This is a genomic window from Lentibacillus halodurans, from assembly GCF_900112045.1.
Classification (GTDB): domain Bacteria; phylum Bacillota; class Bacilli; order Bacillales; family Amphibacillaceae; genus Lentibacillus; species Lentibacillus halodurans.
This window is the reverse complement of the sequence record NZ_FOJW01000001.1, coordinates 449,129-467,643: the sequence shown is the minus strand read 5'-3', so window position 1 is coordinate 467,643 and position 18,515 is coordinate 449,129. Positions and strand designations below refer to the sequence as shown.

The following is an 18,515-nucleotide window of genomic DNA, read 5'->3' as shown; positions in this document are numbered from 1 at the left end:
TTGGAGGCAGGAAGACCGTCCCATTGATTGAGGTGATTCAAAATGAGTGATATTCGTGCAAATCGTGTAGCAGAACAAATGAAAAAAGAACTGGGTGAGCTGATCGGTCAAAAAATAAAAGATCCGCGCATTGGATTTGTGACGGTTACAGATGTGGAAGTTACCGGTGACCTGCAGCAGGCAAAAGTATTTATTTCCGTACTTGGAAATGAAGACGAAAAGCATGACACGCTGGTCGGTCTTGCAAAAGCAAAAGGGTTTATCCGTTCGGAAATTGGTAAACGTATACGATTAAGAAAAACACCTGAAATAACATTTGAATTTGACGAAGCCTATGAATACGGCAATCGTATTGAAGAAATATTGCGTGATTTGAACAAATGAACAGTATAATAAGCTGGTTAATCTGACTCGCCAATGAGTCAGATTTTTCCATGCGTACTGTTTAACTATGGGAGCTGGTGAGATGAATGGTATTTTACCTTTATGGAAACCAAAAGGAATGACTTCACACGACTGTGTCATGAAAGTACGTCAATTGTTTCGTATTAAAAAGGTCGGTCACACAGGCACGCTTGATCCGGAAGCAGAAGGGGTTTTGCCGATTTGTATTGGCCAGGCGACTAAAATTGCACCCTTCCTGACGGATACAAAAAAAACATACATAGCAGAAGTTAAGCTCGGTATTGCAACAGAAACTGAAGACAGCCACGGAAAAGTGATCAAAACCAGGCAAGTGACAACACCTCCATCTCAACAGGCAGTCGAAAACGTGTTACAATTGTTTCGGGGACAAATAACTCAAGTTCCTCCTATGTACTCTGCCATAAAAGTTCATGGAAAGAAATTGTATGAATATGCTAGGAATAATGAGCAAGTAGAACGTCCGAAACGGCAGGTTGTCATCTATCAGCTGCAATTGGCAGACCACGATCATCATGACCGTTTTTGGTTTAAAGTCGTTTGTTCGAAGGGAACTTATATTCGAACGCTATGTGTCGATATCGGAAACCGTCTTGGATACCCGGCACATATGTCTGCTCTTTACAGAACAGAAACAGGTGCCATCCATAAAGAAGACACTGTAAATTTCACTGATATCGAACAAGCAGTGAAACGAAACAGACAGGATCAATTATTGCTGTCAATCAGCAGCTGTCTGACACACATGGAGCGAACTTACGTTGATGAACATACAAGAAAACGGGTTCTTCATGGGCAAAAACTGGCAAAACACGATAATCTCCCCGATACAGAGCCCTTTCTGGTTATGTTTGAAAACCGGGTCCTTGCTGTTTATGAAACACATCCGGAAAATAATACGGTCATAAAACCGGTGCGTGTATTTAGTGATGAATAAGAAAAGTGCAGGTGACATAATGTGCGGACAATCAGATTAACATATCCACATTCATTATTATTGGAGGAATTGCCGGAAACAATTGCTGCCATCGGATTCTTTGATGGTATTCATAAAGGACATCAAAAGGTCATTCAAACAGCTGTCAACAAGGCAGATGATGAAAATATGGAAAGTGCTGTCATTACCTTTCACCCGCATCCGTCAGTCGTATTGAAAAAAGATGTACAGCATGTTCAATATATTACACCATTGCAGGAGAAACAGAAAATAATGCAGCAGATCGGTGTTGACCGGCTTTATATCATTACATTTGATAAAACATTATCTTCCCTTGAGCCGCAAGCATTCATTGATCATTTTATCATTCATTTAAACATTAAACACCTCGTTTCCGGGTTTGACTTTTCCTACGGGTATAAAGGCAAGGGAAATGTACAAACGATCCAGGAACATTCGAGAGGTATTTTTGACTTTACGGTGATTGATCAAGTTCAGTCCGGTCATCAAAAAATAAGTTCTACAAGAATCAGAAAACTGCTGCAATCCGGACATATTGAAAAAGCTCATGAATTATTGGGCAGACCGCTGATTGTGCGCGGAATTGTCAAAGAGGGAGATAAACGTGGCAGGGAAATAGGATACCCGACTGCAAATTTAGACGTTTCTTCGGAGGCATTGCTGCCGAAAATAGGCATTTATGCCGTTAAAGTGCTTTTTAAAAATGAGGTATATGAAGGAATGGCGAGCTTAGGTTACAATCCAACATTCACAGATAACAGGGAAGATCCTGTTATTGAAGTTAACATATTTGATTATAACAATGATTTATATGGGGAAGAACTTGTGCTTGAATGGCATCGGTATATCCGGGGCGAGGTAAAATTCGACAGCGCTGGTGAGCTTGTTGAACAAATTGAGGACGATGAGCGGCGTATCAGGGATTATTTTCACCTTTAAAATTCCCGCTTCCACTTGCATTTTATACGAAAAAGTTGTACCCTTGAGTATGTAAACCATCGCTCGGCAAATCGTAACTCCGGCGATTGCTGGGGGATTGGGGATATTTATTCATAATGGAGGTGAGCCGGATGGCTATCACGCAAGAACGTAAAAATGAAATTATCAGCGAATATAAGGTTCATGATAATGATACTGGCTCCCCGGAAGTACAAATTGCTGTATTGACCGAGGAGATCACCAAATTAAACGAGCATTTACGCGTTCACAAGAAAGATCACCATTCACGCCGCGGGCTTTTAAAAATGGTAGGTAAACGCCGTAACCTGCTGAACTACTTACGTAACAAAGACGTTACCCGGTATCGTGAATTAATTAAAAAACTCGGCATCCGCCGGTAAGGATTAAAGCAGGAGAAATCCTGCTTTTTTTCTTCTTGCACACATAAAATTTACATTTACGCTTATTAACTATAAAATGAAAGCAGTAAGTGTTTTTGGAAGGGAGTTTTCATACGAATGACAGAAGAAAAGAGAGTGTTCTCCACGGAAATAGCCGGTAAACCATTTACCGTAGAAACCGGAGAACTTGCGAAACAGGCAAACGGCGCATGTATGATTCGTTATGGTGATACTGCCGTGCTGTCGGTGGCAACTGCATCAGACGAACCAAAAGACCTGCCATTTTTTCCATTAACCGTTAATTATGAAGAGCGGTTATATGCTGTAGGTAAAATTCCCGGAGGATTTATTAAGCGGGAAGGTCGTCCGAGTGAGAAAGCAACATTAACATCCCGATTGATAGACCGTCCCATCCGTCCGCTCTTTCCTGATGGGTACAGAAACGAAGTACAGGTGATCAGCACAGTGATGAGCGTTGATCAGGACTGTTCGACTGAAATTGCAGCGATGATTGGTTCATCAATTGCACTCTCCGTTTCGGATATTCCATTTTCCGAACCGATCGCGGGTGTACATGTGGGACGAGTTGATGGTGAATTTATCATTAATCCGACCGTCGAACAGGAGGAAAAAAGCGATATTGATTTGACTGTAGCCGGTACTAAAGATGCCATTAACATGGTTGAAGCCGGTGCAGATGAAGTACCTGAAGATGTTATGCTTGAAGCGATCATGTACGGTCATCAGGAAATTATCAGGCTGATTGAATTTCAGGAAACCATCATTGAGGCAGTCGGTATGACGAAACAGTCATTCCATGCTGAGAGAGCAGATGCGGAACTCGTTGACAAACTGGAGGCAGAAGCAAGGGATAAATTACTTGAAGCGATCCGGACAGAAGGTAAAAAAGCGCGCGAGGAAGCAATCAGTCAAGTGAAAAATGATGTGCTGGCTGCCTATGAAGATGAGGAAGAAACGGTCATCGATTCCGTTAAATCTATTTTGAATGATATGGTCAAAGAAGAGGTCCGCCGTCTGATTACAAAAGAAAAGATTCGTCCTGATGGGCGTCAAGTTGACGAAATTCGCCGATTATCATCAAGAGTTGGTGTTTTACCGAGAACACACGGATCCGGATTATTTACGCGTGGACAAACCCAGGCATTAAGTGTGTGTACTTTAGGTGCGCTTGGTGATGTACAAGTATTGGACGGACTTGACCTGGAAGAGTCTAAAAGGTTTATGCATCATTACAACTTCCCGCAATACAGTGTTGGGGAAACGGGGCCAATCAGAGGACCGGGCCGTCGGGAAATTGGTCACGGTGCACTCGGTGAGCGCGCCCTTGAAAAGGTTGTGCCATCGGAAAAAGAATTCCCATATACCATTCGGCTCGTATCAGAGGTGCTGGAATCAAATGGTTCAACATCACAGGCAAGCATTTGCGGAAGCACACTGGCGATGATGGATGCAGGTGTCCCCATTAAAGCTCCAGTCGCAGGTATTGCAATGGGACTTGTTAAATCAGGTGATGACTACACCATTTTAACTGATATACAGGGCATGGAAGATGCACTTGGTGATATGGACTTTAAAGTCGCCGGAACTGAACAAGGTGTAACTGCACTGCAAATGGATATTAAAATTGAGGGCCTGTCCAAAGAAATACTGGAAGAAGCATTGTCACAGGCTAAAAAAGGGCGCATGCAGATTCTCGAATCCATGCTGGCAACGATCAAGGAGCCACGTGTAGAGTTGTCACAATATGCACCTAAGATTCTGACGATGAATATCAATCCGGATAAAATTCGTGATGTGATTGGACCGAGTGGAAAACAAATTAACCAAATCATTGATGAGACCGGTGTGAAAATTGATATCGAACAGGATGGAAGTGTCTTCATTTCGTCTCCTGATGCAAATATGAACCAACATGCAAAACAAATTATTGAGGATCTTGTCCGGGAAGTTGAAGCAGGTCAGATCTATCTAGGAACAGTCAAACGGATCGAGAAATTCGGAGCGTTTGTTGAACTGTTTAAAGGGAAAGATGGTTTAGTTCATATCTCAGAACTTGCAGAAGAACGCACCAAGAAAGTTGAAGATGCTGTATCCATAGGTGATCAGATTATGGTAAAAGTAAAAGAAATTGACAACCAGGGACGTATTAATCTTTCACGTAAAGCTGTATTAAAAGAAGAACGCGAAAAAAATGAAAAATCACGTTCATAGTTACACGAAACAAGAAGCTGGAAAACCAGTTTCTTTTTTTATTTCCGGCTTCCGCATCAAAGTTCATAACCTGTCCACCCATCTCATATGAATAAATGAGGGGGGATATGGAATGCATCGCTATCGCTTATTTGTACATGTTTGTGTATTTATCTTGATTGTCGCCGTATCGTTCGATTATACGTATAACCCGTTTGAATCAAATGAGACGGTCACATTTTCCGATGCAGTTAATGACGTTACAAAAATGGAGGATTCGCTTTATGATGAAATCCGGACGAAAAGCGAGAATTATGAAGAAGCTCCCCAAAATGCTGTCATTGATAAAGTCTGGAAAAAGATGCCCGGGCGTAACGGCGTGAAAGTCAATGTGGACAAATCCTATGAGCAAATGAAAAAGAATGAGGTATTCGATGAAACACTGCTCGTTTATGAACAGATCCCGCCGGAAATAACGAGGGAAGATTTACCGGCTGCACCGATTTACCGCGGCCACCCGGATAAAGACATGGTTGCATTGTTAATCAACGTATCGTGGGGAACAGAACATATCCCGGTGATCTTGAATATTTTAAAGGAACATAACGTAAAAGCAACTTTTTTTATTGAAGGAAAATGGGCGATGGAAAACACGGATTACGTTAAAATGATTCATGAGCAGGAACATGTAATCGGGAATCATGCCTATAACCATCCTGTCATGTCTCGCCTGGCCAGGCAGGATATGATCGAACAAATTAGTCAAACCAATGAAATCCTGGAAGCCATAACAGGTGAAACCCCTAAATGGTTTGCCCCGCCCAGTGGAGATTATAATGATCAGGTAGTCGAAACAGCCGATGAGCAAAATATGGAAACCATTCTTTGGAGTGTCGACACGATTGATTGGAAGAATCCATCTGTTTCTGTTATGATGAATCGAGTAAACAACAACATTCATCCTGGTGCAACATTGTTAATGCATCCAACTTCTTCAATCGTTGAAGGGCTGGATTCATTGATTAAAAGTATAAAAGAAAAAGGTTATAAAATCGGAACTGTCGACACTTTATTAAGTGCGGAAAGATAGCCTTCAGGATCGACTTAGGAGGAAAAACATTGATCGAAAAACATACAAGTAATAACGGATTGCGAATCGTTCTGGAAAATATACCTGCTGTCCGATCGGTAACAATCGGTATATGGGTGAAGACTGGTTCACGGAATGAAACAGATGAGATAAATGGTATTTCGCATTTTTTGGAGCACATGTTTTTTAAAGGGACCAGTACCAGATCGCCGCAGGATATAGCCGAAGCGTTTGATGCCATCGGCGGACAGGTTAATGCGTTTACGTCAAAAGAATATACCTGTTTTTATGCCAAAGTGATGGATACACACAAAGAAGATGCTCTGGAGATACTGGCAGATATGTTTTTTAACGCTTCTTTTGATGAAGAAGAGATGGAGCGTGAAAAAAAAGTCGTTTTAGAGGAAATTAAAATGTATGAAGATACTCCGGATGATATTGTCCATGATATTCTGGCACGTGCATCATTCGGAGACCACCCATTGGGCTATCCAATTCTTGGGACAGAAAAACAGCTGCAATCATTTACCGCGGATACACTAAGGAATTATATACATGAGCGTTATACGCCGGATAATGTTGTTGTGTCAATTGCCGGCAATGTGGATGAAACGTTTATCCAAAAGGTTGAAAGTTATTTCAGCGAATTTCAATCTGACTTCAAACATACAGAAGTCCAGCAGCCGGAATTTTTAGCCAATCAGATCGAGCGCCGCAAAGATACGGAACAGGCGCATTTATGCCTGGGCTATAAAGGCTTGCCCGTGGACGATGAAAATATGTACAGTCTGATCATTTTGAATAACGTTCTTGGCGGCAGTATGAGTTCAAGGCTTTTTCAGGAAGTCAGAGAGAAACAGGGTCTGGCATATGCCGTGTTCTCGTATCATTCATCATTTCTGGATAATGGCTTGTTAACGATTTATGCTGGTACCGGAAAAGACCAGCTGCCACAGTTAAAAGATACAATAAATAGAACGGTTGACGGTTTAATACAAAAAGGTTTAACAGATAAAGAACTGATCAACAGTAAGGAACAATTGAAGGGCAATCTGATGCTGAGTCTGGAAAGCACCAGTAGCAGGATGAGCCGCAATGGAAGAAATGAATTACTGTTAAATGAGCACCGTTCGCTTGATGATATGATCAAGCAAATTGATGCGGTCAACCATGAAAAGATGCAGCAAGTGATTGATTCTGCTTTCCGGCATGCACCAGCGAGTGCACTGATTGCACCGGACTCCATTTCATAGGTATAGTTTTCAGCCGCTGATCATATATATGCCAAAAATGCATGATCATGGAGGCGGTTTTATGCGATATAAGGATATCAGCTCCAAAGAGATTGTTGATATTAATCAGGGAGCACGGCTTGGAGTACTGGGCCAGACCGATCTTGAAATCGATGAAAAGACTGGGCAAATCGAGTCGTTCATTATCCCCAATTACAAATGGTTCGGTTTGAAGAAGGAAGGTGCCGAAACCAAGATCAGGTGGCGTTCCATACGGAAAATCGGTGAGGACATGATTATGATTGAATCAGATTAATACGATGCAGCTTAAGGCTGGTGTCATTTTGATATGATGCCAGCCTTTTTTGGTATGGATAATCACTAACTTACGTGAAAGACATAAACTATTTTGAACACCCATTTATAAGCAGCAGTACGGAGGGATTGTAAAATTATGACGCAACAAATCGCTGTAATTGGCGGGGATGCCCGGTATTTGGAGCTAATACGCCAGCTGCAGGCATTGTCTGAAATAACCATTACATTAGTAGGGTTTGACAAACTGGAGCAAGGGTTTACGGGATTAAACCAAACCGATTTTGCAGATTTGGATCAGGGAAATCTTGACGCAGTCATTTTACCTATCACCGGAACAGACCAGCAGGGATATGTGGAAACCGTTTTTTCCGATCAGACGGTTCAACTGACAAGTGAGTGGTTTGAGGGACTGGATGACAATACGGTTATTTTTACAGGCATTTCCAATGGTTATCTGGATGCGGCGAGTGAGGCAGCAAATGTAGAGCTGATTCCATTACTTAACCGTGATGATGTAGCGATTTATAATTCAATTCCCACAGCTGAGGGAATGATTATGATGGCCATTGAACATACGGATTATACTATCCATTCATCACGTGTGATTGTTGTCGGGTTTGGCCGGGTCGGAAACACTGTGGCCAATAAGTTTGCAGCACTAGGGGCTGAAGTATCAGTTTGTGCAAAAAGCATTATGGATCTGGCGAGAATAACGGAGTTAGGGCATACTGCTATCCCGTTTGATCAATTGCATGAACATACACGTGACTGTGATTTATTAATTAATACAGTACCAGCCCAGGTTGTCACGAAAGATGCTATCCAGCATTTGCCGCCGCATGGCATTATTTTTGACCTTGCCTCAAAGCCTGGCGGAACAGATTTTGAATATGCCAAGCAACGTGGCATCAAAGCGATTTTGGCCAAAAGTCTGCCGGGTATTGTCGCTCCGAAAACGGCCGGGAAGATTCTGGCCGATGTGATTAAACAATTTTTGCTTCAAAGAGAGGAGAAGATATGATGGGACTAGAAGGGAAACGAATCGGATTTGGTGTAACCGGATCACACTGCACATATGATCAGGTATTTCCACAGCTTGAAAAACTGATGGAAGCCGGTGCAGAAGTGATACCAGTCGTATCCTACACGGTACAGCATACGGATACTAAATTCGGTAAGGCGGATGATCATGTGGCAAAAATTGAATCGATTACCGGAAAACACGCTATCAAGACCATTCCGGAAGCAGAACCGCTGGGACCGCAGCTTCCCCTGGATTGCATGGTTGTTGCACCATTAACTGGGAATTCCATGAGCAAGCTCGCCAACGCTTTAACAGATACACCAGTGCTAATGGCTGTTAAGGCAACCATTCGGAATCAAAGCCCGGTTGTATTGGGTATTTCAACAAATGATGCCCTAGGATTAAATGGTGTCAATCTGATGCGGTTAATGGGAGCCAAATTCTATTATTTTATTCCGTATGGTCAGGATAACCCGTATAAAAAGCCCAATTCGCTCGTTGCCGATATGGACTTACTGCTTGATACCATTGAATCAGCACTAAATGATCAACAACTTCAGCCCGTGATAATTCCTCATAAAAATGATAATATGATAGAATGAACAAAAACAATCTTTTTAGCGAGGTGTCTTACAGCATGGCAGAAAATAATCTTGTTAACGTTGCAGTAGTCGGTGCTACTGGAGCAGTCGGAGAAAAAATCATCGAAATACTCGAACACAAGAATTTTCCAATTAATGAAATCAAATTATTGTCATCTAAACGATCAGCAGGGAAAAGAGTTGTTTTTAATCAACAAGAATTAACTGTGGAAGAAGCTAAACCGGAAAGTTTCAGTAACATAGATATCGCCTTGTTCTCAGCCGGCGGATCTGTTTCCAAAAAATTGGCGCCGGAAGCAGTGAAACGGGGGGCAGTAGTCGTTGATAATACAAGTGCCTTCAGAATGGATGAGGACGTTCCGTTAGTTGTGCCTGAAGTGAATGAGGATGATCTTCAATCACATAACGGTATCATTGCAAACCCGAATTGTTCCACCATTCAGATGGTTGCCGCCTTAAAACCGATACAAAAAGCGTTTGGACTTAGCCGTGTTATCGTATCAACTTATCAGGCTGTATCAGGGGCAGGAAACCAGGCAAATCAAGAGCTGGAACAACAAACCAGGCAATATTTAAATAACGAGGAGATGACAGCAGAGCTGCTGCCTGTCAAAGGGGATGAAAAACATTACCCGATCGCCTTTAACGCACTGCCGCAAATTGATGTCTTTCAAGATAACGGCTATACATTTGAAGAAATGAAAATGATCAATGAATCGAAAAAAATTCTCCATGCACAGGATTTGGCCATAGCAGCAACCTGTGTCAGACTGCCGTTTTTCACATCACACGCAGAGAGTGTTTATATTGATGTTGAAAAAGGCGGTTTAACAGTGGAGGATATATGGAGTGCACTTAGGGGCGCTGATGGTGTGATTCTTCAGGATGACCCGAATACACAAACTTACCCGACACCACTCAATGCATCCAACAAAGAGGAAGTTTTTGTCGGTCGTGTCCGCAAAGACCTGGACAATACGAAAGGCTTCCATTTATGGATTGTGTCTGATAATCTGATCAAGGGCGCTGCATGGAATACGATTCAGATTGCAGAACACTTAGTGATGAATAAATGGCTTTAAAATAGAGGTGGAAGAATGCAGATATTGGTTCAAAAATTCGGCGGCACATCCGTACAGACAGCAGAAAATCGCACTCATGTTATTCAGCATATTAAAAACGCGCTCATGAACAATTACAAAATCGCAGTCGTTGTATCTGCATTAGGCCGGAAACCTGCACCCTATGCAACCGACTCATTGCTTGATCTTGTTCAGTTCCCGAAAAATTATAATTCCGATCGTGAATTGGATATACTAATGTCGTGTGGTGAAACAATCGCATCTGTTGTATTATCCAATGAGCTGCAAAAAAACCATATAAGTGCCACCGCTTTAACAGGGGCACAGGCAGGATTCATTACAAATGATGATTTTAACCAGGCGAAAATTAAAGAGGTAAAGCCCGATCGTGTCCTGGAAGAATTTAAGGAACATGATGTGGTTGTTGTAGCCGGTTTTCAAGGTCAGACATCCACCGGTGAAATAACAACCATTGGCAGGGGCGGCAGCGATACAACAGCAGCCGCAATTGGCGCAGCACTGAATGCCGAACGGATCGAAATTTTCACAGATGTAAATGGCATTATGACTGCTGATCCGAATATGGTTTCATCAGCAAGGCCACTGGATATTGTAACCTATACGGAAATATGCAATCTTGCCTATCAAGGGGCAAAAGTGATCCACCCAAGGGCTGTGGAAATAGCGATGCAGGCTGAAATACCAATGCGTGTGCGCTCCACTTATGTCGAGGACGAAGGAACATTGATTACAGCATCCAGAATACAGGAGATGGGAACGGATATTCCGGATCGCCTGATTACCGGTATTGCTCATATGTCATCTATTACACAAATAAGTGTACAGACGAAAGATGAAACACACCGAATACAGTCCGATGTATTTAAAGCAATGGCTGAAGCAGGCATATCCGTTGACTTTATCAATATTTCACCGACAGGGGTCATCTATACGGTTCCGGATACACACACTAAAAAAGCTGTACACATCCTAAAAACACTCGGTTTTTATCCGGAAATCACTGAAAACTGTGCCAAGGTTTCTGCAGTTGGTGCAGGGATGACCGGTGTCCCGGGAGTCGCATCAAAAATTGTACAATCGCTGACAAACGCCGGTGTGCAAATATTGCAATCGGCAGACAGTCACACAACCATTTGGGTGCTAATTCATGATAAGGATTTAAAACCAGCTGTAAATGCACTGCACGATGTTTTTGCACTGAGCGTCAATGATAAAGATCTTGTATGAGTGCTTATACAGAAGACGGTAACGACGGCTTTTGTATAACACCTGCATACAATTTTTAAAGAAAGGTGTTTATGATGGACTTTGGTAATATTTTGACAGCGATGGTAACACCGTTTGATGCGAATGGTCAAATTGATTTTGATAAAACGACTGAATTGATAGAATATCTGCTGGACAATGGAAGTGAAGGCTTAGTTGTCGGCGGCACAACAGGTGAATCACCTGTACTTACAAAAGATGAAAAAATTGCGCTTATCAGTCACACTGTCAAAACCGTCAATAATCGGGTGCCGGTCATAGCAGGTACAGGAAGCAATAGCACACAAGCTTCCATTGAGCTGACCAATGAAGCTGAAAAGTCAGGGGCGGATGGCATCATGCTTGTGGTGCCCTATTATAATAAACCAAATCAGGAGGGACTTTACCGGCACTTTGCGGCGATTGCCAGCGAGACGGGACTGCCGGTCATGCTCTACAATGTCCCTGGCCGCTCTGTCGTGAATCTGAACTCCGAAACTACGATCAAACTGAGTAAAATCAATAATATTGTATCAGTGAAAGAAGCAAGTGGAAATCTTGATCAGATAGCTGACATCATTGAACGTACTGATGATGATTTTAGTGTATACAGTGGTGAGGACAGCATGACGCTGCCAATGCTTTCTATCGGCGCTGATGGTGCTGTATCGGTTGTATCCCATATTGCCGGACTTGAACTAAAGGAAATGGTTACTAAGTTTCAATCGGGTGATGTGACGGATGCAGCATCTATACACCGCAAATTGCTTCCGATCATGAATAGATTATTTGCACAGCCTTCCCCGGTACCGATCAAAACTGCACTGAATATGAAAGGGATTGACGTCGGCAGTGTTCGGCTTCCATTAGTATCTCTGACTGATTTTGAGCGCGAAAATTTAAGAAGATTAATTGAAAGTTAAAAATATCGGCTGGGAATGCCGATATTTTTATTTATCTTGAATGGTTCATTTTTATTCAGTTCATACTAATCCATAGAGATTGTTCAAAATGGAAGTTTAAAAAGAAGGAGTGTCCATAAATGGAAAAGGAACCATCAAAGAAAGACGATCAGAATCAGGGGCAGGGCGACCAAACCAATAATTCCTCTCTGGTTCAAAAAATTCAGCAGCTTGGCCAGAGCAATGTTCCACAAGCACCTGATTCCAATATTCATGTGCTGTCTATTATTGGACAAGTTGAAGGGCATGTACAATTGCCTGCACAAAATAAAACAACCAAATATGAGCATTTATTGCCACAGCTTATCGCGGTCGAACAAAACCCTAAAATAGAGGGACTGATTGTCTTATTAAATACAGTAGGCGGTGATGTGGAAGCAGGTCTGGCCTTGTCCGAGATGATTGCTTCCATTTCCAAACCGACTGTTTCAATTGTATTGGGCGGGGGGCATTCCATTGGTGTTCCAATAGCTGTTTCAGCCGACCACTCTTTTGTAGCTCCTACTGCGACGATGACAATCCACCCGATTCGGCTGAACGGTCTCGTCATTGGTGTTCCGCAAACGTTTGAGTATATGGATAAAATGCAGGACCGGGTGATTGATTTTGTCGTCCGTCATTCAAATATTGAGGAAGAAAAATTTAAGGAGCTCATGTTTGCAAAAGGCAATCTGACCAGGGATATCGGAACGAACATTGTAGGAAACGATGCTGTTGATTATGGCTTGATTGATGGAATTGGCGGGGTTGGTCAGGCAATGGTCAAAATAAATGAAATGATCAAGGATAATCAGGGACCGGAAGATCAGGTGATTCAATGATATTGTATACACCTTTATCGGAAACAGATATTTTTCCATCTGCAGATCAGGACTTTCAAAAACGGCATTGTGTTTCTTATAATGGAAAGCAGATGTATGTTGAAGAGATGGAGGATGGACAATTTCAAGTGCTGCAACTACTTTCTACCGATCCACATGATTTCATGAATGTTGACTACACCCCTGGTACCATTTTACGGTAAAATCAGCGCTAAATATTGGAAACTGTGCTATAATGGAACTAATGTTCAGGAAAACCAGGCTTTCACTAGAAATATTTTATCGTGAAAGCCCAGTTTTTCTTACAGCGTTATCCATAATGGATGATCTTTGATGTTGCTAGTATCCCCTTGTCTGCAAATCGGCAGGGTTTTACTGATAAATGAAGAAATTATAAATTACTGGCTAACATTGAAATGATAATTTCACCGATTTTAATAGTAGTCATGCCTAAAGTAAGTGAGGTGATCAATTTGGCTAAGAAAAAAAGAAGAAAAAAGAAAAATCAATTAAATAAACAGGTGAAATTTGAGCTGCTTGGACTTTTGTTTATTTTTCTGGCTATTTTTGGAAGTGGTGCCAGTGCAATCAGTGATGGCGCAATTCCAGGCGGTCTTGAACACATCTTTCGATTTTTTCTCGGAATCTGGTATTTTATCGCTTCACTGTTTCTGCTTGTGACGGGAGTCGTTCTAATGATTAAACGGCGTTATCCTTACTTTTCCAACAAGAAATTGATAGGTTTTTATATTATATTTGCCGGCATATTACTGCTTACCCACATACAGACATATGAAAGATTGCTTGTTTCATCTGAAGAGACATCCATTCTTAGAGCGACATGGGATCAATTTTTTGCGTTTGTAGATGGCAGCGGTGAGGCGTTGCAGACGGGTGGCGGAATGCTTGGAGCCATCTTGTTTACGTTCTGCTATTTTTTATTTTCTTCCGCCGGTGCCAAGATTGCCGCTGTTTTTTCTATTTTAATAGGTATTATTTTTATGACCGAGTTTTCGTTGGCTGAGTTCCTTTCCAAATGGACTAAACGTGTGACAGAGATGGCGAAATCGATAAAAGAACGAATCATGACAGCACGTGTGAAGCAGGGACAGCCGGACCATGATGATATTGCTAATCAGCCGCCGCCTAATCAAGAACCTGAACAGGACGAGCCTGTTATTCAGGATTTCACAGATGTGGCTTATTCATTTGACGCACATGAATCGGAACATGACACCAGCGTCCCATCCGAAACGGACCATACGGACAAAACGGAAATAAAAACGGATCAGGAAACGCCGCTCCCAATGACCGAAGCGGAAAACCATGAATATGTATTGCCATCACCAAACCTGCTGGCTGAACCGACGCAAAGTTCACAGCAACAGGAAAAATCACAAATACAAGCAACCGTGCGGAAACTGGAGCGGACGTTTAACAGTTTTGGTGTAAAGGCAAGAGTCACGAAGGTGCATGTCGGGCCTGCCGTTACCAAATATGAAGTATATCCGGAGGCAGGGGTCAAGGTAAGCAAGATCGTCAATCTGCATGATGATTTGGCTCTTGCCCTGGCGGCAAAAGACATTCGCATTGAAGCACCCATCCCGGGCAAATCAGCTGTCGGTATTGAAGTTCCCAACCAGGAAATAGCGATGGTTTCATTGCGGGAAGTATTGGATACGACGGTATCGAAACAATCTTCCAAACTATTATTTGCACTTGGCCGTGATATCTCCGGGGATGCCGTTGTTTCCGAACTGAGTAAAATGCCGCATATGCTGATTGCCGGTGCAACCGGAAGCGGGAAAAGTGTTTGTGTAAATGGGATTATTACGACGATTTTAATGCGTGCTAAACCACATGAAGTGAAAATGATGATGATCGATCCCAAAAAGGTAGAGTTAAATGTGTATAATGGCATCCCGCATTTGTTGACGCCGGTCGTAACCGATCCCAAAAAAGCATCAAAGGCATTGAAAAAAGTGGTAGCCGAAATGGAAAGAAGATATGAACTATTTTCAGAAACAGGTACACGTAATATCGAAGGGTATAATGAATACATTCAGAGGTTTAATCAGACGTCATCAGAGGAAGAAAAACAGCCAAATTTGCCATATATTGTTGTTTTAGTGGACGAGCTGGCAGATTTGATGATGGTAGCCTCCAATGATGTTGAGGATGCCATTACGAGACTTGCCCAAATGGCAAGGGCAGCCGGTATCCATTTGATTCTTGCGACACAGCGTCCATCGGTGGATGTTATTACAGGTGTCATTAAAGCCAATATCCCATCTAGGATAGCTTTCAGTGTCTCCTCGGCAACCGATTCGCGGACCATTCTGGATGCAGGTGGTGCTGAAAAACTATTAGGCCGCGGCGATATGCTGTTCATGCCGGTTGGTTCCTCCAAACCAACGAGGGTGCAGGGGGCATTTCTGTCCGATGAAGAGGTGGAGCGAATTGTCGATCATTGTATTGACCAGCAAAAGGCTTCATATCAGGAAGAGATGATCCCGGAAGAAACAAGTGAAGTGGCGTCAGAAGTTGATGATGAATTATACGATGAAGCAGTACAGCTGATAACCGAAATGCAAAGTGCCAGTGTTTCCATGCTGCAGCGGCGCTTCCGGATTGGATATACAAGGGCGGCACGTTTAATCGATGCCATGGAAGATCATGGGATTGTCGGTCCGTATGAAGGCAGTAAACCGCGAACTGTACTTGTATCGCAGCCAAATGAGGAAAAAACTTCATAATCATGTTATGGAAACGGACATACCTTGTTTAAAGGTGTGTCCTTTTTCATAATGTTAGAAGAAATGAAACGCAATTTAGCGAGGTTTCAGCAGACAGGACTTGCTAGCGCTAGCGTTATCACAAGGCACGAACTTAGTTTGGCGGACAGCAGATCCTCCTCATATCTTCTTGATTTTGCCTCAAATATTGTAGCAGGGATCCTGCTGCCCGTTACATGTGTGATAAGACAAGGGCATGGGGACCCAAGTTTTTCAAATAATTAGGACTATCTTCTTAAAAAATTTTAAGAAACTTCACTATATCTATTTATTTATCTGGTAGAACATGTTATATTTATGTCGAACTTGATAGTCATACGTCAGATGTCAGATTTCTTATATGTGTTACATACCAAAAATATGAATCTTAAGGAGGAGGCACCATGTCGCTGAAAATAGATTCGCGTCACTTATACTTGCAAGTAATTGATCAAATCAAACGTGATATCGAAAATGGTCGATATAAAACGAATCAGAAGCTGCCATCCGAATTTCAGCTTTCAAAGGACATAGGGGTCTCTCGTGCGACATTGCGTGAGGCATTACGTATTCTGGAAGAGGAAAATATCGTGACGCGCCGGCATGGTGTGGGTACTTTTGTCAATCCCAAACCCATTTTCTCATCAGGAATTGAACAGCTGAACAGTGTTACATATATGATCGAACAGTCTGGCAAAATACCGGGTTCACAATTTTTATCCACTGAGTTTCTGGAACCGACAGAGGATGAACGGTTAAAATTTGCACCAATAGAAATCAATACACTGGCAAAGATCGAGCGTGTCCGGACAGCAGATGATCAGCCAGTTGTGTTTTGCATTGATAAGCTGCCGGACGGATTAATACCTTTGGATCGAGTACACAAAACCGATTCCATATTCAAACTAATGGAGCAGTATTCCGGTAAAAGAATAACTTATGCGGTTACATACATCGAACCTGTCAGTTATCATGACCGAATCTATGAAGTTTTAAAATGTGATCCTGAGCAATCAATATTATTATTGAAACAAATGCACTATACGGATGAGGATGAGCCGGTGCTGTATTCAGCAAATTTCTTCCGTTCTGATATATTCAGCTTTCATGTTTTAAGAAAGCGTATGTAAGTGGTTTCATGATGCCGGAGGATGGCAGGGTCGGTTTTCCGGCCGGTCATAACGTGAACGTTTCAATTAATTTAGGGAGGTGATGGCAGCGTTATAAAAAGTGGTTGTTGATTCAGTCAATCCTGTTTATCATTATTTATTTTAATTGAGGGGGTACTAAATCGTGAAAAATCGCAAGTTACTTATGTTATTTGCTTTACTGTTAAGTATTGGAATGTTGCTGGCAGCTTGTGGCGGCAGTGATTCTGAAGAAGATGCGGGGTCTGACAATGGCTCAGATAATGAAAGCAATGAATCAGACGAAGAGACACCTGAGTTTACATCAGCAATGGTAACAGATGTCGGCGGTGTTGATGACAAATCATTTAACCAATCTGCATGGGAAGGATTGAAAGCGTGGGGAGAAGAGCATGGTCTTGAAGAAGGTGAAGGGTATGATTATGCGCAATCAAACAATGATTCAGACTATGCCCCAAACTTAAATCGTCTTGTACGTGAAGATTACAATCTTGTGTTCGGAATCGGATATAAATTGGAAGATGCCATTAGTGAAGTTGCCGGACAATATTCGGACACAAATTTTGCCATCGTGGACTCTGTCGTGGAAGGCGATAACATCGCAAGCATTACATTTGCCGACCATGAAGGTTCATTCCTGGCAGGTGTTGCAGCGGCCAATAAAACAAATACAGACAAAGTCGGATTTGTCGGTGGTACGAACTCCGATTTGATTAATAAATTTGAATCGGGATTTGTAGCGGGGGTTCATACAGTAAATCCTGATATTGAAGTGGATGTACAGTACGCAGGTGCTTTCGATGCTCCTGATGATGGCAAATTGATTGCAAGCAACATGTTTAACAACGATTTCGATGTCATTTATCACGCATCAGGTGCAACGGGCAACGGCGTATTTGCACAGGCAAAAGATATCAAAAATAATGATCCGGACCGTGAAGTTTGGGTCATCGGTGTTGACCGTGACCAGTATGAAGAAGGACAAATCGGCGATCATAATGTGACATTGACGTCCATGGTCAAACGTGTTGACAACTCTGTGCAGCAGGTAAGCAACATGGCGATGGATGGCGAATTCCCAGGCGGTGAAGTGCTTGAATTCGGCGTTGAAGATGAAGGTGTTGGACTGGCGGATACGCACGAAGAGGCTTACACCGATGACATCGCACAAGCTGTTGATGAGTGGAAACAGAAAATCATTGACGGTGAAGTAGAAGTACCACAAACACATGAAGAGCTGGATGAATATCTGGATTCATTGTAG

The 18,515-nt window shown here is 42.3% G+C and carries 18 protein-coding genes; all 18 read left to right on the top strand.

Annotated features, from left to right (window positions below):
* The first annotated feature begins 42 nt into the window (after positions 1-42).
* The 18 genes from rbfA to BM195_RS02350 all read left to right on the top strand — a co-directional run bounded on the left by rbfA (position 43) and on the right by BM195_RS02350 (position 18,515).
* The gene (gene rbfA / locus BM195_RS02435; protein ID WP_090232999.1) at positions 43-384 is read left to right on the top strand and encodes a 30S ribosome-binding factor RbfA; all 342 of its coding nucleotides are present in this window, start codon (positions 43-45) and stop codon (positions 382-384) included.
* 82 nt (positions 385-466) lie between these two features.
* Positions 467-1,360, top strand: a complete 894-nt coding sequence (gene truB, locus BM195_RS02430; RefSeq protein WP_090232996.1) for a tRNA pseudouridine(55) synthase TruB — start codon at positions 467-469, stop codon at positions 1,358-1,360.
* Between the two features lie 21 nt (positions 1,361-1,381).
* Positions 1,382-2,320 carry a bifunctional riboflavin kinase/FAD synthetase gene (locus BM195_RS02425; protein ID WP_090232993.1) on the top strand — a complete coding sequence of 313 codons (939 nt, stop codon included), beginning with the start codon at positions 1,382-1,384 and terminating at the stop codon, positions 2,318-2,320.
* Positions 2,321-2,451: 131 nt separating this feature from the next.
* On the top strand, positions 2,452-2,721 hold the full coding sequence (rpsO, locus tag BM195_RS02420) for a 30S ribosomal protein S15 (RefSeq protein WP_090232991.1): 270 nt from the start codon (positions 2,452-2,454) through the stop codon (positions 2,719-2,721).
* Positions 2,722-2,838: 117 nt separating this feature from the next.
* Positions 2,839-4,953 (top strand): polyribonucleotide nucleotidyltransferase, encoded by a 2,115-nt coding sequence (pnp, locus tag BM195_RS02415; RefSeq protein WP_090232989.1) that lies wholly within the window; start codon positions 2,839-2,841, stop codon positions 4,951-4,953.
* Between the two features lie 112 nt (positions 4,954-5,065).
* Positions 5,066-6,022, top strand: a complete 957-nt coding sequence (locus tag BM195_RS02410; RefSeq protein WP_090232986.1) for a polysaccharide deacetylase family protein — start codon at positions 5,066-5,068, stop codon at positions 6,020-6,022.
* A gap of 29 nt (positions 6,023-6,051) precedes the next feature.
* Entirely contained in the window at positions 6,052-7,275 is a 1,224-nt protein-coding gene (locus BM195_RS02405; RefSeq protein ID WP_090232983.1) for a M16 family metallopeptidase, read from the top strand.
* A gap of 61 nt (positions 7,276-7,336) precedes the next feature.
* Positions 7,337-7,570 carry a YlmC/YmxH family sporulation protein gene (locus BM195_RS02400; protein ID WP_090232980.1) on the top strand — a complete coding sequence of 78 codons (234 nt, stop codon included), beginning with the start codon at positions 7,337-7,339 and terminating at the stop codon, positions 7,568-7,570.
* 138 nt (positions 7,571-7,708) lie between these two features.
* Entirely contained in the window at positions 7,709-8,593 is an 885-nt protein-coding gene (gene dpaA, locus BM195_RS02395; protein WP_090232977.1) for a dipicolinic acid synthetase subunit A, read from the top strand.
* The gene (dpaB, locus tag BM195_RS02390) at positions 8,593-9,198 is read left to right on the top strand and encodes a dipicolinate synthase subunit B (RefSeq protein WP_090232972.1); all 606 of its coding nucleotides are present in this window, start codon (positions 8,593-8,595) and stop codon (positions 9,196-9,198) included. Before dpaA ends, dpaB begins: the two co-directional genes overlap by 1 nt.
* Before the next feature lie 35 nt (positions 9,199-9,233).
* Entirely contained in the window at positions 9,234-10,280 is a 1,047-nt protein-coding gene (gene asd, locus BM195_RS02385; protein ID WP_090232969.1) for an aspartate-semialdehyde dehydrogenase, read from the top strand.
* Between the two features lie 15 nt (positions 10,281-10,295).
* Entirely contained in the window at positions 10,296-11,528 is a 1,233-nt protein-coding gene (gene dapG / locus BM195_RS02380; RefSeq protein WP_090232966.1) for an aspartate kinase, read from the top strand.
* Positions 11,529-11,599: 71 nt separating this feature from the next.
* Positions 11,600-12,469 (top strand): 4-hydroxy-tetrahydrodipicolinate synthase, encoded by an 870-nt coding sequence (gene dapA, locus BM195_RS02375; RefSeq protein WP_090232964.1) that lies wholly within the window; start codon positions 11,600-11,602, stop codon positions 12,467-12,469.
* 119 nt (positions 12,470-12,588) lie between these two features.
* On the top strand, positions 12,589-13,329 hold the full coding sequence (locus BM195_RS02370; protein ID WP_090232960.1) for a ClpP family protease: 741 nt from the start codon (positions 12,589-12,591) through the stop codon (positions 13,327-13,329).
* Complete coding sequence (locus tag BM195_RS02365; protein WP_244535644.1) at positions 13,326-13,532, top strand: YlzJ-like family protein; 207 nt, start codon at positions 13,326-13,328, stop codon at positions 13,530-13,532. The genes BM195_RS02370 and BM195_RS02365 overlap by 4 nt, the downstream gene beginning before the upstream one ends.
* Positions 13,533-13,802: 270 nt before the next feature.
* Positions 13,803-16,085: an FtsK/SpoIIIE family DNA translocase gene (locus tag BM195_RS02360; RefSeq protein ID WP_090232958.1), complete on the top strand. Its 2,283-nt coding sequence runs from the start codon at positions 13,803-13,805 to the stop codon at positions 16,083-16,085.
* 422 nt (positions 16,086-16,507) lie between these two features.
* On the top strand, positions 16,508-17,233 hold the full coding sequence (locus BM195_RS02355; protein ID WP_090232956.1) for a GntR family transcriptional regulator: 726 nt from the start codon (positions 16,508-16,510) through the stop codon (positions 17,231-17,233).
* Between the two features lie 163 nt (positions 17,234-17,396).
* Entirely contained in the window at positions 17,397-18,515 is a 1,119-nt protein-coding gene (locus BM195_RS02350) for a BMP family lipoprotein (RefSeq protein ID WP_090232953.1), read from the top strand.

Excerpts from the sequence above, each read along its gene's own strand:
- rbfA (WP_090232999.1), top strand. The coding sequence starts at position 43 with ATGAGTGATATTCGTGCAAATCGTGTAGCAGAACAAATGAAAAAAGAA.
- truB (WP_090232996.1), top strand. The coding sequence starts at position 467 with ATGAATGGTATTTTACCTTTATGGAAACCAAAAGGAATGACTTCACAC.
- rpsO (WP_090232991.1), top strand. The coding sequence starts at position 2,452 with ATGGCTATCACGCAAGAACGTAAAAATGAAATTATCAGCGAATATAAG.
- pnp (WP_090232989.1), top strand. The coding sequence starts at position 2,839 with ATGACAGAAGAAAAGAGAGTGTTCTCCACGGAAATAGCCGGTAAACCA.
- BM195_RS02410 (WP_090232986.1), top strand. The coding sequence starts at position 5,066 with ATGCATCGCTATCGCTTATTTGTACATGTTTGTGTATTTATCTTGATT.
- BM195_RS02400 (WP_090232980.1), top strand. The coding sequence starts at position 7,337 with ATGCGATATAAGGATATCAGCTCCAAAGAGATTGTTGATATTAATCAG.
- dpaA (WP_090232977.1), top strand. The coding sequence starts at position 7,709 with ATGACGCAACAAATCGCTGTAATTGGCGGGGATGCCCGGTATTTGGAG.
- dpaB (WP_090232972.1), top strand. The coding sequence starts at position 8,593 with ATGGGACTAGAAGGGAAACGAATCGGATTTGGTGTAACCGGATCACAC.
- asd (WP_090232969.1), top strand. The coding sequence starts at position 9,234 with ATGGCAGAAAATAATCTTGTTAACGTTGCAGTAGTCGGTGCTACTGGA.
- dapG (WP_090232966.1), top strand. The coding sequence starts at position 10,296 with ATGCAGATATTGGTTCAAAAATTCGGCGGCACATCCGTACAGACAGCA.
- dapA (WP_090232964.1), top strand. The coding sequence starts at position 11,600 with ATGATGGACTTTGGTAATATTTTGACAGCGATGGTAACACCGTTTGAT.
- BM195_RS02370 (WP_090232960.1), top strand. The coding sequence starts at position 12,589 with ATGGAAAAGGAACCATCAAAGAAAGACGATCAGAATCAGGGGCAGGGC.
- BM195_RS02365 (WP_244535644.1), top strand. The coding sequence starts at position 13,326 with ATGATATTGTATACACCTTTATCGGAAACAGATATTTTTCCATCTGCA.
- BM195_RS02355 (WP_090232956.1), top strand. The coding sequence starts at position 16,508 with ATGTCGCTGAAAATAGATTCGCGTCACTTATACTTGCAAGTAATTGAT.